The organism is Streptomyces sp. SM1 (assembly GCF_002910825.1).
GTDB lineage: Bacteria > Actinomycetota > Actinomycetes > Streptomycetales > Streptomycetaceae > Streptomyces > Streptomyces okerensis.
In genome coordinates this window covers 1-12,500 of record NZ_NEUB01000738.1, presented here as the reverse complement: position 1 = coordinate 12,500, position 12,500 = coordinate 1, and the positions used below count along the sequence as shown (strand labels likewise).

At 71.5% G+C, this 12,500-nt stretch carries 11 protein-coding genes; 2 read left to right on the top strand and 9 right to left on the bottom strand.

Going from position 1 to position 12,500, the window contains the following annotated elements; translation table 11 throughout:
- The first annotated feature begins 776 nt into the window (after positions 1-776).
- On the top strand, positions 777-1,811 hold the full coding sequence (gene trpS, locus B9S61_RS21665; RefSeq protein ID WP_103543754.1) for a tryptophan--tRNA ligase: 1,035 nt from the start codon (positions 777-779) through the stop codon (positions 1,809-1,811).
- Positions 1,812-1,833: 22 nt separating this feature from the next.
- Here the strand turns inward: trpS and proC are convergent, their stop codons facing one another.
- The 6 genes from proC to B9S61_RS21635 all read right to left on the bottom strand — a co-directional run bounded on the left by proC (position 1,834) and on the right by B9S61_RS21635 (position 6,424).
- Entirely contained in the window at positions 1,834-2,646 is an 813-nt protein-coding gene (gene proC, locus B9S61_RS21660; protein WP_103543753.1) for a pyrroline-5-carboxylate reductase, read from the bottom strand.
- Between the two features lie 233 nt (positions 2,647-2,879).
- Positions 2,880-3,650 (bottom strand): ABC transporter permease, encoded by a 771-nt coding sequence (locus B9S61_RS21655; RefSeq protein WP_103543752.1) that lies wholly within the window; start codon positions 3,648-3,650, stop codon positions 2,880-2,882.
- Positions 3,647-4,465, bottom strand: coding sequence for an ABC transporter ATP-binding protein (locus tag B9S61_RS21650; RefSeq protein WP_103543751.1), 819 nt, complete (start codon positions 4,463-4,465; stop codon positions 3,647-3,649). Before B9S61_RS21650 ends, B9S61_RS21655 begins: the two co-directional genes overlap by 4 nt.
- 32 nt (positions 4,466-4,497) lie before the next feature.
- A complete protein-coding gene (locus B9S61_RS21645) occupies positions 4,498-5,310 on the bottom strand; it encodes a class I SAM-dependent methyltransferase (protein WP_103543750.1) in 813 nt (270 codons plus the stop codon).
- 51 nt (positions 5,311-5,361) lie between these two features.
- Positions 5,362-5,874, bottom strand: a complete 513-nt coding sequence (locus B9S61_RS21640) for a hypothetical protein (protein WP_103543749.1) — start codon at positions 5,872-5,874, stop codon at positions 5,362-5,364.
- 226 nt (positions 5,875-6,100) lie between these two features.
- Positions 6,101-6,424 (bottom strand): SH3 domain-containing protein, encoded by a 324-nt coding sequence (locus tag B9S61_RS21635; protein WP_103543748.1) that lies wholly within the window; start codon positions 6,422-6,424, stop codon positions 6,101-6,103.
- A gap of 184 nt (positions 6,425-6,608) precedes the next feature.
- Between B9S61_RS21635 and B9S61_RS21630 the strand changes: the two genes are divergently transcribed.
- Positions 6,609-8,789 carry a serine/threonine-protein kinase gene (locus B9S61_RS21630; protein WP_103543747.1) on the top strand — a complete coding sequence of 727 codons (2,181 nt, stop codon included), beginning with the start codon at positions 6,609-6,611 and terminating at the stop codon, positions 8,787-8,789.
- A 122-nt stretch (positions 8,790-8,911) separates the two neighbouring features.
- On the opposite strand, the gene ilvD is transcribed toward B9S61_RS21630, so the two are convergent.
- The 3 genes from ilvD to B9S61_RS21615 all read right to left on the bottom strand — a co-directional run bounded on the left by ilvD (position 8,912) and on the right by B9S61_RS21615 (position 12,389).
- The gene (ilvD, locus tag B9S61_RS21625) at positions 8,912-10,765 is read right to left on the bottom strand and encodes a dihydroxy-acid dehydratase (protein WP_103543746.1); all 1,854 of its coding nucleotides are present in this window, start codon (positions 10,763-10,765) and stop codon (positions 8,912-8,914) included.
- A gap of 131 nt (positions 10,766-10,896) precedes the next feature.
- Positions 10,897-11,544: a TetR family transcriptional regulator gene (locus tag B9S61_RS21620; RefSeq protein ID WP_103543745.1), complete on the bottom strand. Its 648-nt coding sequence runs from the start codon at positions 11,542-11,544 to the stop codon at positions 10,897-10,899.
- Positions 11,541-12,389: a sugar phosphate isomerase/epimerase gene (locus B9S61_RS21615; RefSeq protein WP_103543744.1), complete on the bottom strand. Its 849-nt coding sequence runs from the start codon at positions 12,387-12,389 to the stop codon at positions 11,541-11,543. The genes B9S61_RS21620 and B9S61_RS21615 overlap by 4 nt, the downstream gene beginning before the upstream one ends.
- Positions 12,390-12,500: the final 111 nt, after the last annotated feature.

Genomic DNA, 12,500 nt, shown 5'->3' with positions numbered 1-12,500 from the left:
ATCCGATGGTTCACAGCGTCCTCGCTGTGTTTTCTTCAAAGGAACCTCGTCCATCCGAAACCGGATGGACGGGGTATCAACATATCTGGCGTTGACTTTTGGCACGCTGTTGAGTTCTCAAGGAACGGACGCTTCCTTTGTACTCACCCTCTCGGGCTTTCCTCCGGGCTTCCCTTCGGTGTTTCCGACTCTATCAGATCTTTCCGATCCGATTTCCTCGGCGCTTTCGAGTTACACGCTTTCGCGTTTCCCTCTCCGGCGGTTCCGACTCTATCAGATCCTTTCGGAGCCGATTCCCGGTCAGAACGGGTTGTCTTCCCGGCCGTTGGGCCGTTCCGACGAGTGAGACGTTAGCGGATTCCCTGGCTCCCGACCTAATCGGGTTCCTGCTCCCTTTCGGGTGCGGATTCCTCATTCCGCGAATACGCACGCCATTGACGCCCCGGCAGACAGACTGCTGGCGTCGATCAGGAGTGGTACTTGCGGGATGGCTGTTCGGGGACCGACCGGAGTCGGCGCTCACGTCGAACAACTCGGAGAACACTACGGATCCCGTCGGGTCGTGTCAACTCACTGCCCGGCCCCGCCCGCCGGGGCGTACTGTGGTCCGCATGACCACGCGTACGTACAGCCAGTTCTGGTGGGCCGCCTGACGGCGGCCGTCGCTACGTATGCACTCAACGGCCGCCGCCTCGGCGGCCGTTTTGTTTTCTCCCTCCAGCACTCCGAGGGGCGGCCGGCCGGGGACGGCGGCCCTGCCGGGAGAGGGACGAGACATGACACGGGTCTTCAGTGGGGTCAAGCCGACCGGGCATCTGACGCTGGGGAACTACCTGGGGGCCATGCGGCAGTGGGCCGCGGTCGACCAGCACCGGTCGGACGCGCTGTTCTGTGTGGTCGACCTGCACGCGCTGACCGTGGACCACGATCCCGCGCGGGTGCGCAGGCTGAGCCGGCAGGCGGCGACGTTGCTGCTGGCGTCCGGGCTGGATCCGGAGCTCTGCACGGTGTTCGTGCAGAGCCATGTGGACGAGCACGCGCGGCTGTCGTACGTGCTGGAGTGCGTGGCCACGGACGGCGAGATGCGCCGGATGATCCAGTACAAGGAGAAGGCCGCCCGGGAACAGCGGCGGGGCGGGAGCCTGCGGCTGTCGCTGCTGACGTATCCGGTGTTGATGGCGGCGGACATCCTGGCGTACGGGGCCGATGAGGTGCCGGTCGGGGACGACCAGGCGCAGCACGTGGAGCTGACACGGGATCTCGCGGAGCGCTTCAACCAGCGCTACGGGCACGCCTTCGTGGTGCCGCGGGCCACGCACCCGAAGGTGGCGGCGCGGGTGATGAACCTGCAGGAGCCGACGTCCAAGATGGGGAAGAGCGACGACACCGGGCCGGGGATCGTCTACCTGCTGGACGAGCCGGACGTGGTGCGCAAGAAGCTCATGCGGGCGGTGACCGACAGCGGGCGGGAGGTCGTGTACGACAGGGAGGTCTCACCGGGGGTGGCGAATCTGCTGGAGATCCTCGCGGCGTGCTCGGGTGGGAACCCGGAGGCGTTGGCCGGTGTATATGAGTCGTACGGGACTTTGAAGAGGGACACCGCGGAGGCTGTGGTCGAGGTGCTGAGGCCCGTGCAGGAGAGGCACAAGGAGTTGTGCGCGGATCCTGGCCGTGTGGAGGAGGTGCTGCGGAATGGTGCGGAGCGGGCGCGGGCGATGGCTCGGCCGACCGTGGACGCCGCTTACCGGGCGATCGGACTGTTGCCGGCGGGGTCGGATACCGGGGCGCCCGTGCTGAACGCGGCCCGGTAGACACGAGGGCGGGTGGCGAGCGTCAGTCCTTGGTGCCGCTCGCGAGTTCGCGGCTGCGGTCGCGGGCGGCTTCGAGGGCGGCGATCAGGGCCGCCCGTACGCCGTGGTTCTCCAGTTCGCGGATGGCGTTGATGGTGGTGCCGGCGGGTGAGGTGACGTTCTCGCGGAGTTTCACCGGGTGCTCGCCGCTGTCGCGGAGCATCGTCGCGGCCCCGATCGCGGACTGGACGATCAGGTCGTGGGCCTTGTCGCGGGGCAGGCCGAGCAGGATGCCGGCGTCGGTCATGGCTTCGACCAGGTAGAAGAAGTACGCCGGGCCGGAGCCGGAGAGGGCGGTGCAGGCGTCCTGCTGGGACTCGGGGACGCGGAGCGTCTTGCCGACGGCGCCGAAGATCTCCTCGGCGTGGGCGAGATGGCCGGCGGTGGCGTGGGTTCCGGCGGAGATGACCGACATGGCCTCGTCGACGAGAGCGGGGGTGTTGGTCATGACGCGGACGACCGGGGTACCGGTGGCGAGGCGTTCCTCGAAGTAGGACGTCGGGATGCCTGCCGCGCCGCTGATGATCAGTCGGTCGGCGGGGACGTGGGGGGCGAGCTCGTCGAGGAGGGTGCCCATGTCCTGCGGCTTGACCGTGAGGATCAGGGTGTCGGCGGTCTTGGCGGCTTCCTCGTTGGAGACCGGGGTGACTCCGTAGCGGGTGCGGAGTTCTTCGGCTCGTTCCTGGCGGCGGGAGGTGACGAGGAGGTCGGCGGGGGCCCAGCCGGCGCGGATCATCCCGCTGAGCAGGGCTTCGCCGATTTTGCCGGTGCCGAGGACTGCGACGGTCTGGGTCATGGCTGTTGGTGCCCTCCGGAGGTGCGTCGTCCCTCGTCATCCTCGCATCCCGGGCGGGGGTGGGGTGAGGGCGTCCGGTGGGCGGGACGGGGGCGGGACGCCGGGACGGGATTCTCGCCCCCGCCGCCTTTTCCCTTCCCGTCCCTGGGGCCGCGCCCCAGACCCCCTTCGGCCCTGCGGGCCTCGTCCTCGAACTCCCCCAGAGGGGGCACCCCCGGACGGGCTGAGGGGTGTTACGCCGTTCGGCGTTTCAACGTCGCCGCGCCCAGGGTCAGGACCAGGAGGGCACAGCCCGCGACGATCGCCGTGTCGCGGACGAAGGCCGCCGTCATGTCGGCGTGCCTGAGGATCTCGTTCATGGCGTCCACGGCGTAGGACATCGGGAGGACGTCGGAGATGGCCTCCAGAACGGGGTGCATGGCGTCGCGCGGGGTGAAGAGACCGCAGAGGAGGAGCTGGGGGAAGATCACGGCCGGCATGAACTGGACCGCCTGGAATTCCGAGGCCGCGAAGGCCGAGACGAAGAGACCGAGGGCGGTACCGAGGAGTGCGTCGAGCAGGGCCACCAGGAGGAGCAGCCAGGGGCTGCCGGTGACGTCGAGGCCCAGGAACCAGACGGCGAGGCCGGTGGCGAGGGCGGCCTGGATGATCGCCAGGGTGCCGAACGCGAGGGCGTAGCCGGCGATGAGGTCGCCCTTGCCGAGGGGCAGGGCGAGCAGGCGTTCGAGGGTACCGGAGGTGCGTTCGCGCAGGGTCGCGATCGAGGTGACCAGGAACATCGTGATGAGCGGGAAGATCCCGAGGAGTGATGCGCCGATGTTGTCGAAGACGTGCGCGCTGCCGTCGTAGACGTAGCGGAGCAGGAACAGCATCAGGCAGGGAACCAGCAGCATCAGCGCGATGGTGCGCGGGTCGTGGCGGAGCTGGCGCAGGACCCGGGCGGCGGTGGCGGTGGTGCGGGCGAGGTTGAGGGCGCGCGTCGGGGCGGGGGTGTCCGTGCTCATCGGGTCGTCTCCTTCGTGCGGTCTGCCGCGATCGCCTCGTCGACCAGGTGCAGGAAGGCTCCCTCGACGGTTTCGGAGCCGGTGCGGGCACGGAGGGCGTCGGGGGTGTCTCCCCCAGCCTCCGGCCGGGAGGTGCCCCCAGCGAGGATCTCGCCCGCGCGCATGAGCAGAAGGCGGTGGCAGCGCTCGGCCTCGTCCATGACGTGGGAGGAGATCAGCAGGGTGGTGCCGCGTTCGGAAGCGAGGGTGTGGAAGAGGTTCCAGAGGTCGCGGCGCAGGACGGGGTCGAGGCCGACGGTGGGTTCGTCGAGGACGAGCAGTTCGGGGGTGCCGAGGAGGGCCACGGCGAGGGAGACGCGGCTGCGCTGGCCGCCGGAGAGGTTGCCGGCGAGGGCGTCGGCGTGGGTGGTGAGGTCGACGTCGGTGATCGCGCGGGTGACGTTCTCGTGGCGGCGGTCGGCGGCCGCCCGGCCGGGGTCGAGGATCGCGGCGAAGTAGTGGAGGTTCTGCCGGACGGTCAGGTCGTCGTAGACCGACGGGGCCTGGGTGACGTAGCCGATGCGGGTGCGCAGGGCGGGGTGGCCGGCGGGGCTGCCGAGGACGTCGAGAGTGCCGGTGACCTTGGCCTGGGTGCCGGCGACGGCCCGCATCAGGGTCGACTTCCCGCAGCCGGAAGGGCCGAGAAGGCCGGTGATCCGGCCGCGCGGGACGGTGAAGCCGAGGCCGCGCAGGACGGTGCGGGGGCCACGGACGACGGTGAGGTCCTGGGCGTGGACGGCCGGTTCCTCCGGCGGCCCTGAGGAATAATTCATCATATGATGAATACTCCTCCGAGGGCACGGACGCGTCAAGCCGTCGGGGCCGGGGGCGTGGCTGTGGTCGGGGCCGTGGTCGCGAAGAGGAGAGTGACGTCGTACGCCTCTTCGACGATCCCGTCCGGGAAGACGGCCAGGACGTGCCGCCGCTCCTCGGCGAGGTAGGCCGCGCTGCGCTCCGCGCCCTGGGTCAGGAAGAGCGAGTGGCTGCCGAGGTTGGCCAGGTGGGTGTCGAGCGGGACGCGCCGGCTCCAGCGGAGGTCGCGGCGGAGCAGGCCGAGGCGGTCCGTGGGGTCGGCGACACGGGCGTCGACGTTGCCCTTCTCGGCGGCGATGTCCAGGCCGAAGTGGCGGCCGGCGCGTGCGGCCGCCTCCGCGATCCACGGCACGTCGAGCGCGCTGGTGTTCCACCACAGGGCGAGTGCGCCGCCCGGGCGCAGGACCCGTACCGCCTCCGGTACGGCGCGCGCGGGATCGGTCCAGTGCCAGGCCTGGGCGCAGGTGAGGAGGTCGGCGGTGTGGTCGGCGAGGGGCAGGGCGTTGCCGCTGCCCCGGACGACGGGCACGCCGGGGAGCGTGCGGCGGAACTCGGCCACCATGCCCTCACCGGGCTCGACGGCGATCACGTCGGCGCCGCGCGCGTGCAGGCGGGCGGTCGCCATGCCCGTACCGGCGCCGATGTCCACGACCCGGGAGCCGGCGAGCGTGCGGCCGGTCAGCTCCTCGATCGTATCGAAGAGGGCGGGCGGGTAGGAGGGGCGGCCGGCCGCGTACTGAGCGGCGACCGCGTTGAAGGAGTGGGCGCGGGCGGTGTGGGTGGCCTGGTCGTGTCCCGGTGTCGTCATACGGCCATGGTGGCCGCGCGGCACGAGGGCGCAGGGGTGTTCCCGGTGAGGTCAGGAGTTGCGGCGGCGCTTCCCGGACGGGTTGCCCGAACGGCGGGTGACGCGCTTGTCGTACTCCGCGCGGGCCTTCTCGTACTCCGCGCGGTGGAGCTTCTCGCCAGGGGCCTCGGTGAGGGAGCGGAAGAAGTAGGCGAGGAGGGAGCCGATGAAGCCGATGGACAGCAGGCCGCGGAGGGAGGCCTGGCGGTCGGGATCGGGCCGGGTGGTGTATCCGGACCAGGTGTGGCGGAAGGCGAGCGCGCTGCAGATCGCGAACATCACGACCATGAGGAGCGAGACGAAGCTGCCGATGTCGGCGATCCTGAGCCCGTCGTAGGCGATGCGCAGCACGAAACAGGCCGCCGCCGCGGCGGCGAGGGAGCCGACGGCGACGCCGATGCGGCGGCCGGTGTAGCCGCCGGAGTGGTCGACCCAGGTGGTGCCGAAGAAGCGGAGGGGCTCGGGCCCGGGACCGGCCGGGGTGTCCGGGGTGCCGTTCGTGGTCTGGTTCTCTGCTGCGCTCACGGAGTCGATTGTCGCTCCTCCCCGCGTGGGCGCGGGAGCCGCCCTGCTGCGCCTGCGCCTGCGCCTGCGCCTGCGGGGAGGAGCGTGTGCGTGGTCGACCGTGATGCTCGCACTCCCCGGGCATCGTCCTCGTCCCCTGCCGAGGACGTGGACACGGACGAGGACGCCGACCGGTGAGCCTCCGCGCGGCTCCCCCGGTCGGCGCGTCCCCGGTCAGGGGATGTCACTAGCAGCGCGGGGCCACGTACCCGTCGCTGCCGGTGTAGATGTACGCGTCGGAGACGTACTCACCGCTGCCGATGTTGTCCCAGACGTTCGAGGAGCCGTACGGGCCCGACACCCAGGTGCCCGTCGTCTGGCAGTTGATCCGGACCCGGGCGCCCTCGGACAGCACCCGGACGACCGCGTAGCCGGTGCCGGGGCCGCTGCGGACGTTCAGCCGGTGGCCCGGCGCCACCGGGTACGAGGCCGCGGATGCGGCCATCGTGGTGACACCCTCCGCGGGCGTCTCGTCCCTGCCCCCGATGTCCTGCGTCTGTTCCACAGACATGAAAAAACCTCCCCCGTTGCACCCCACGACTGTCGTGGGGCCACGTTGATTCCCCCCGGAACAAGCCATGAAACACCAGTTCGCCACTCGCACGCGAAGCTGGGCAAGTCGCCTCGGTCCCGCACGCACCATCGACTAGGCTCCGAGCGTCGCGCGCGCGAACGAACAGCACGGGGGTGGTTCCATGGCGCCGCAGCGGAACGCCGGAGCGGACGCCGAAGCGGAAGTTCCGGAGTACGCCGGTCACTACCGTCTGGAGTCCTGCCTGGGCTCCGGTGGCATGGGTGTCGTGCACCTGGCCCGGAGCACCTCCGGGATGCGGGTCGCGGTGAAGGTCGTGCACGCCCGGTACGCCATGGACCCGGAGTTCAGAGGGCGTTTCCGGCAGGAGGTGGCCGCGGCGCGGCGGGTGAGCGGAGCCTTCACGGCGCCGGTCGTCGACGCCGATCCGGATGGCGGACGGCCCTGGATGGCCACCCTGTACATCCCCGGCCCGACCCTCTCCCAGCAGGTGAAGCGGAACGGGCCCATGGACCCGGACCAGTCGCGTCGGCTGATGGCCGGGCTCGCGGAGGCGCTGCGCGACATCCACCGGGTCGGGGTCGTGCACCGGGATCTGAAGCCGAGCAACGTACTGCTCGCCGAGGACGGGCCGAAGGTCATCGACTTCGGCATTTCCCGGCCAAGGGACAGCGAACTGCGCACCGAGACCGGGAAGTTGATCGGTACGCCGCCGTTCATGGCGCCCGAGCAGTTCCGGCGGCCGCGCGAGGTGGGGCCCGCGGCCGACGTGTTCGCCCTCGGCTCCCTCATGGTGCACGCGACGACCGGGCGCGGTCCGTTCGACTCCGACAGCCCGTACGTCGTCGCCTACCAGGTCGTGCACGACGAACCCGACCTGACCGGCGTACCGGAGTCGCTCGCACCGCTGGTGCTGCGGTGCCTGGCCAAGGAGCCCGACGACCGGCCCACTCCGGACGAGCTGATGCGGGAACTGCGGTCGGTGGCGGCGGCGTACGACACCCAGGTGTTCGTACCGGCGCCGCGGACGCCCGTGGCCCCGGAGGAGGAGGGCGCGCCGGGGTCCCGTGCGGACACGGCCGGGAAGCGGCCCGCGCGGCGTCTCGGCAGACGCGCGGTGCTGGTGGCCGGGGTGCTCTGCCTCGCCGTGATCGGCGGCCTGACGGCGCTTCAGGTGTCCGGCGGTACGGAACCGGCGCGCAAGACCACCGCCGCGCGGAGTGCGCCGGACGGCTACGGCGTGTGGGAGGCGGTGCCCGGGCCGGAGGGCGGTGGCATGCCCCAGTGTGCGCACGGGACGCGGGGGCTGCTGTGCGCGGTGCCCGGCGCGGTCTTCGCGATCGATCCGGCCGACGGCCGCACCCTGTGGCGGCACGACGTCGCGGGGACGACCCGCAGCGAACCCCCGGCCGTGTCGGGCGGCCTGGTCCACCCCTCCCTCGACGTGCTCGGCGACGGCCTGGAGGCCCTCGACCCGGTCACGGGCGAGCCGGTGTGGCAGGAGGACATGCCCGCGTACGACGGTGTGCGGGCGGTCGGCGACATGCTCCTGCTGACCCGCTCCGACGGGACGGTCACGGGCGTGGACAGCGCCTCGGGCGAGATCAGGTGGTCCCACCGGATCCCGGGGCAGACCGTCCCGTACTTCACCTCGCTCGCCGGGGAAGCCGGGGAGGCCGGGGAAGCCGGGGAGGCCGGGGAGGCCGGGGAAGCCGGGGAGGCCGGGCGGCCCGGGGAGCCGTCGGCGTACGCGACGAGTCCGGCCGGGGACGGGAGCGGGACCCGGGTCACGGCGGTGGATCCGGCGACGGGTGGCGTGCGGTGGGACGCGGAACTGGAGGGGACCCTGACGCCCGTGGGAGCGGTGGACGGGTCCGTGTACCTCCTCGCCGACGGTGCCGTCCACGGAGACGCGTACGCCGTGGTCCGCTTCACGCCCGGCACCGGGGCCGTCGACCGCGTGACGCTGCCCGTGCCCGTCGCGCAGGCGGAGTCCGGCGTGCACGGGGACACCGTGTACCTCATGGGCGCGGGCGGTTCGCTGGTGGCCGTCGACATGGCGGCGGGGAAGCAGCGGTGGCGGCTGGAGACAGGGGTGAGCCGGGGCTCGGTTCCTGTCTCCGACGGACGGCACGTGTACGTCACCGCGCCCGACGGACGGCTGCTGGGCGTCGACGCCCGTGAGGGACGGCTTCTCGGGCAGACCCGGCCGCGGCTCGGCGCCGAATCCGACCGTGTCCCCGCCTCGCTGCCCGCGCCCGTGCTCGCGGGCGGCCACGTGTACGCCGGCGCGCCCGACGGAACCGTCTTCGGCGTGGCGGGACGCGACCCGGCCGGCTGGTGACGCCCCGGAGCGGGGCGGGCCGGACGGAACCGTGACCGCCGCGGACGGCCGGCACCCGTGGGGGGACGGCGCGAGGGCCGCGCCCGCCGTGCGGGAGCGGCCCTGCGGCGGACCCGTGGGCCTCAGCCCAGCATGCTCACGTCCCGCACCGCGCCCTTGTCCGCGCTGGTCGCCATCGCCGCGTACGCCTTCAGGGCCGCGGAGACCTTACGGTCGCGGTTCTTCGGCGCGTACCGGCCGTCGAGGGCCTGCTCACGGCGGGTGAGCTCGGCGTCGTCCACGAGCAGCTCGATCGAACGGTTCGGGATGTCGATGCGGATCCGGTCACCGTCCTCGACCAGGGCGATGACGCCGCCCGAGGCGGCCTCCGGGGAGGCGTGGCCGATGGACAGACCGGACGTGCCGCCGGAGAAGCGGCCGTCGGTGATCAGGGCGCAGGCCTTTCCGAGGCCGCGGCTCTTCAGGTACGACGTCGGGTAGAGCATCTCCTGCATGCCGGGGCCGCCCTTGGGGCCCTCGTAGCGGATGACGACGACGTCGCCCTCCTTGACCTGCTTGGTGAGGATCTTCTCGACGGCCTCGTCCTGCGACTCGCAGACGACCGCCGGGCCCTCGAAGGTCCAGATGGACTCGTCGACGCCGGCCGTCTTGACGACACTGCCGTCGACGGCGAGGTTGCCGCGCAGCACCGCCAGGCCGCCGTCCTTGGAGTAGGCGTGCTCGGCGGAGCGGATGCAGCCGCCCTCGGCGTCCTCGTCGAGGGTGTCCCAGCGTTCGGACTGGGAGAACGCCTCGGCGGAGCGCTTGCAGCCCGGGGCCGCGTGCCAGAGTTCGACCGCCTCCGGGGAGGGGGAGCCGGCGCGGATGTCCCAGGTCTTCAGCCAGTCGGCCAGGGAGGGGCTGTGGACGGAGTGGACGTCCTCGTTGAGCAGTCCCGCGCGGTGCAGCTCGCCGAGCAGGGCGGGGATGCCGCCCGCGCGGTGCACGTCCTCCATGTAGTACGTGCGCGTCTTGGCGACGTTGGGCGCGACCTTGGCCAGGCAGGACACGCGGCGCGAGAGGGCGTCGATCTCGGTGAGGCCGAAGGGGACCTCGGCCTCCTGTGCGGCGGCCAGCAGGTGCAGGATCGTGTTGGTGGAGCCGCCCATGGCGATGTCCAGGGCCATCGCGTTCTCGAACGCGGCGACGGTGGCGATGCCGCGGGGCAGGACCGTGTCGTCGTCCTGCTCGTAGTAGCGGCGGGTGATGTCCATGACCGTGTGCGCGGCGTTCTCGTAGAGCGCCTTGCGGGCCGTGTGGGTGGCCAGCACCGAGCCGTTGCCGGGGAGGGAGAGGCCGATCGCCTCGGTGAGGCAGTTCATCGAGTTGGCGGTGAACATGCCGGAACAGGAGCCGCAGGTCGGACAGGCGTTCTCCTCGATACGGAGGACGTCCGCGTCGGAGATCTTGTCGTTGGCCGCGTCCACCATCGCGTCGATCAGGTCCAGCGTGCGGACCGTGCCGTCGACCAGGGTGGCCCGGCCGGCTTCCATGGGGCCGCCGGAGACGAAGACCGTGGGGATGTTCAGGCGCAGTGCGGCGTTGAGCATGCCCGGAGTGATCTTGTCGCAGTTGGAGATGCAGATCAGGGCGTCCGCGCGGTGCGCCTCGACCATGTACTCCACGCTGTCCGCGATCAGGTCGCGGGAGGGCAGGGAGTACAGCATGCCGCCGTGGCCCATCGCGATGCCGTCGTCGACGGCGATGGTGTTGAACTCGCGCGGGATGCCGCCGGCCGCGACGACCGCCTCGCTGACGATCCGGCCGACCGGGGCGAGGTGGGTGTGTCCGGGGACGAACTCCGTGAAGCTGTTGGCGACCGCGATGATCGGCTTCCGCCCGATGTCCGCGCCGGGTACACCGGAGGCTCGCATAAGGGCGCGGGCGCCCGCCATGTTGCGGCCGTGGGTGACTGTGCGGGACCTCAGCTCGGGCATCGTCGCTCGCTCCTTCAGACCTTCGGGGAGTCTCCGCCAGAGAGTTCTGACTGCATCGAGCGTACGCCGGTCATCCAGAGGGCGGGACGAGGTGTCCGGAATACGGGACGAATGTCTCAGTCGGAAGGGTGTCAGCGACCGGTGAGATGTCCCTGCACGACCGGCGCCACCCGTCGGATGATCTGCTCGGGGTCCGCAGAGGCGAGCGGCTCCACCTTGATCACGTACCGGATCATCGCGATCCCCACCAGCTGGGCGGCGGCGAGCTCGGCCCGCAGCTCCGCGTCCGGCACCTCGAGCCCGCCGGCGATCCGGCGCAGCAGCTGGCCGGCGATCAGCCGTCGGAAGACTCCCGCCGCCGTCTCGTTGTTCACGGCGGAGCGGACGATCGCGAGCAGCGGGGCCCTTGTCACCGGGCTCTCCCAGAGCCCGATGATCATGCGGGTCATCCGCTCGCCGGCCTCCTCGACCGGGCCCTCGACGATCGTTTCCCGCACGGCGAACGCGGGCGCGAACGCGACCTCCACCGCAGCCTGGAACACCTGTTCCTTGGTGCCGAAGTAGTGGTGCACCAGCGCGGAGTCGACACCGGCCGCCTTGGCGATCCCCCGCACGGACGTCTTCTCGTACCCCCGCGCGGAGAACTCCTCACGGGCCGCGTCGAGGATGAGGTCCCTGGTCCCGGCCGATTCCGTACGCGGCGGGCGGCCGCGGCGCCGGGTGGTGCCGTCGCCCCGCGCGGAGGCGACCGGGCCGTCGTCCGCGGTGCCGCCGGTCATCGGCGCGGCACCCGGATCGCGGAGGGGGAGGACGAGGAGGAGGCCAGGTGCAGGCGGGTGAACGCCAGCGCCTCGGCCAGGTCGGCCTCGCGCTCCGCGCCGGACATGGCACGGCGGGTGTTGACCTCGATGACGACATGCCCGTCGAAGCCGCTCGTCGCGAGGCTCTCCAGCACCTCGGCGCAGGGCTGGTCGCCGCGGCCGGGCACCAGGTGCTCGTCCTTGGCCGAGCCCCTGCCGTCGGCGAGGTGGACGTGGCCGAGGCGGTCGCCCATGCGGTCGATCATCCCCAGGGTGTCGGTGCGGGCGGTCGAGGCGTGGCTGAGGTCGATCGTGAAGTGGCGGTAGTCCTCTTTGGTGACGTCCCAGTCGGGGGCGTACGCGAGCATCTCGCGGTCCCGGTAGCGCCAGGGGTACATGTTCTCCACCGCGAACCGCACATCCGTCTCGTTCGCCATCCGCCAGATGCCGTCCACGAAGTCACGGGCGTACTGCCGCTGCCAGCGGAAGGGGGGATGGACGACGACCGTGCCCGCGCCGAGCTTCTCGGCGGCGGCCCGGGCCCGCTGGAGCTTGGTCCAGGGGTCGGTGGACCACACCCGCTGCGTGATGAGCAGGCAGGGCGCGTGGATGGCCAGGACGGGGATGCGGTGGTAGTCGCTGAGTCTGCGCAGTGCGTCGATGTCCTGGCTGACCGGATCGGTCCACACCATGACCTCGACGCCGTCGTACCCGAGGCGCGCGGCGATCTCGAAGGCCGTCGCCGTCGACTCCGGGTAGACGGAGGCCGTCGACAGGGCGACCTTCGCTTCCGGGATGCGGACTACGTCCCTTGCTTCTGACACGAGCCTCAGGTTACGGGGTGGTGTCGGGTGGATGCGGGGTGCCCGTTCGCCGTTGTGGTGATTGCCATAGGACCCGCGGTCCCGGCGCCGGTCCGACACGCGCCCGCGCGT

Bases quoted from the DNA above. Each gene is read 5' to 3' on its own strand.
- trpS (WP_103543754.1), top strand. From the start codon at position 777: ATGACACGGGTCTTCAGTGGGGTCAAGCCGACCGGGCATCTGACGCTG.
- proC (WP_103543753.1), bottom strand. From the start codon at position 2,646: ATGACCCAGACCGTCGCAGTCCTCGGCACCGGCAAAATCGGCGAAGCC.
- B9S61_RS21655 (WP_103543752.1), bottom strand. From the start codon at position 3,650: ATGAGCACGGACACCCCCGCCCCGACGCGCGCCCTCAACCTCGCCCGC.
- B9S61_RS21650 (WP_103543751.1), bottom strand. From the start codon at position 4,465: ATGATGAATTATTCCTCAGGGCCGCCGGAGGAACCGGCCGTCCACGCC.
- B9S61_RS21645 (WP_103543750.1), bottom strand. From the start codon at position 5,310: ATGACGACACCGGGACACGACCAGGCCACCCACACCGCCCGCGCCCAC.
- B9S61_RS21635 (WP_103543748.1), bottom strand. From the start codon at position 6,424: ATGTCTGTGGAACAGACGCAGGACATCGGGGGCAGGGACGAGACGCCC.
- B9S61_RS21630 (WP_103543747.1), top strand. From the start codon at position 6,609: ATGGCGCCGCAGCGGAACGCCGGAGCGGACGCCGAAGCGGAAGTTCCG.
- ilvD (WP_103543746.1), bottom strand. From the start codon at position 10,765: ATGCCCGAGCTGAGGTCCCGCACAGTCACCCACGGCCGCAACATGGCG.
- B9S61_RS21620 (WP_103543745.1), bottom strand. From the start codon at position 11,544: ATGACCGGCGGCACCGCGGACGACGGCCCGGTCGCCTCCGCGCGGGGC.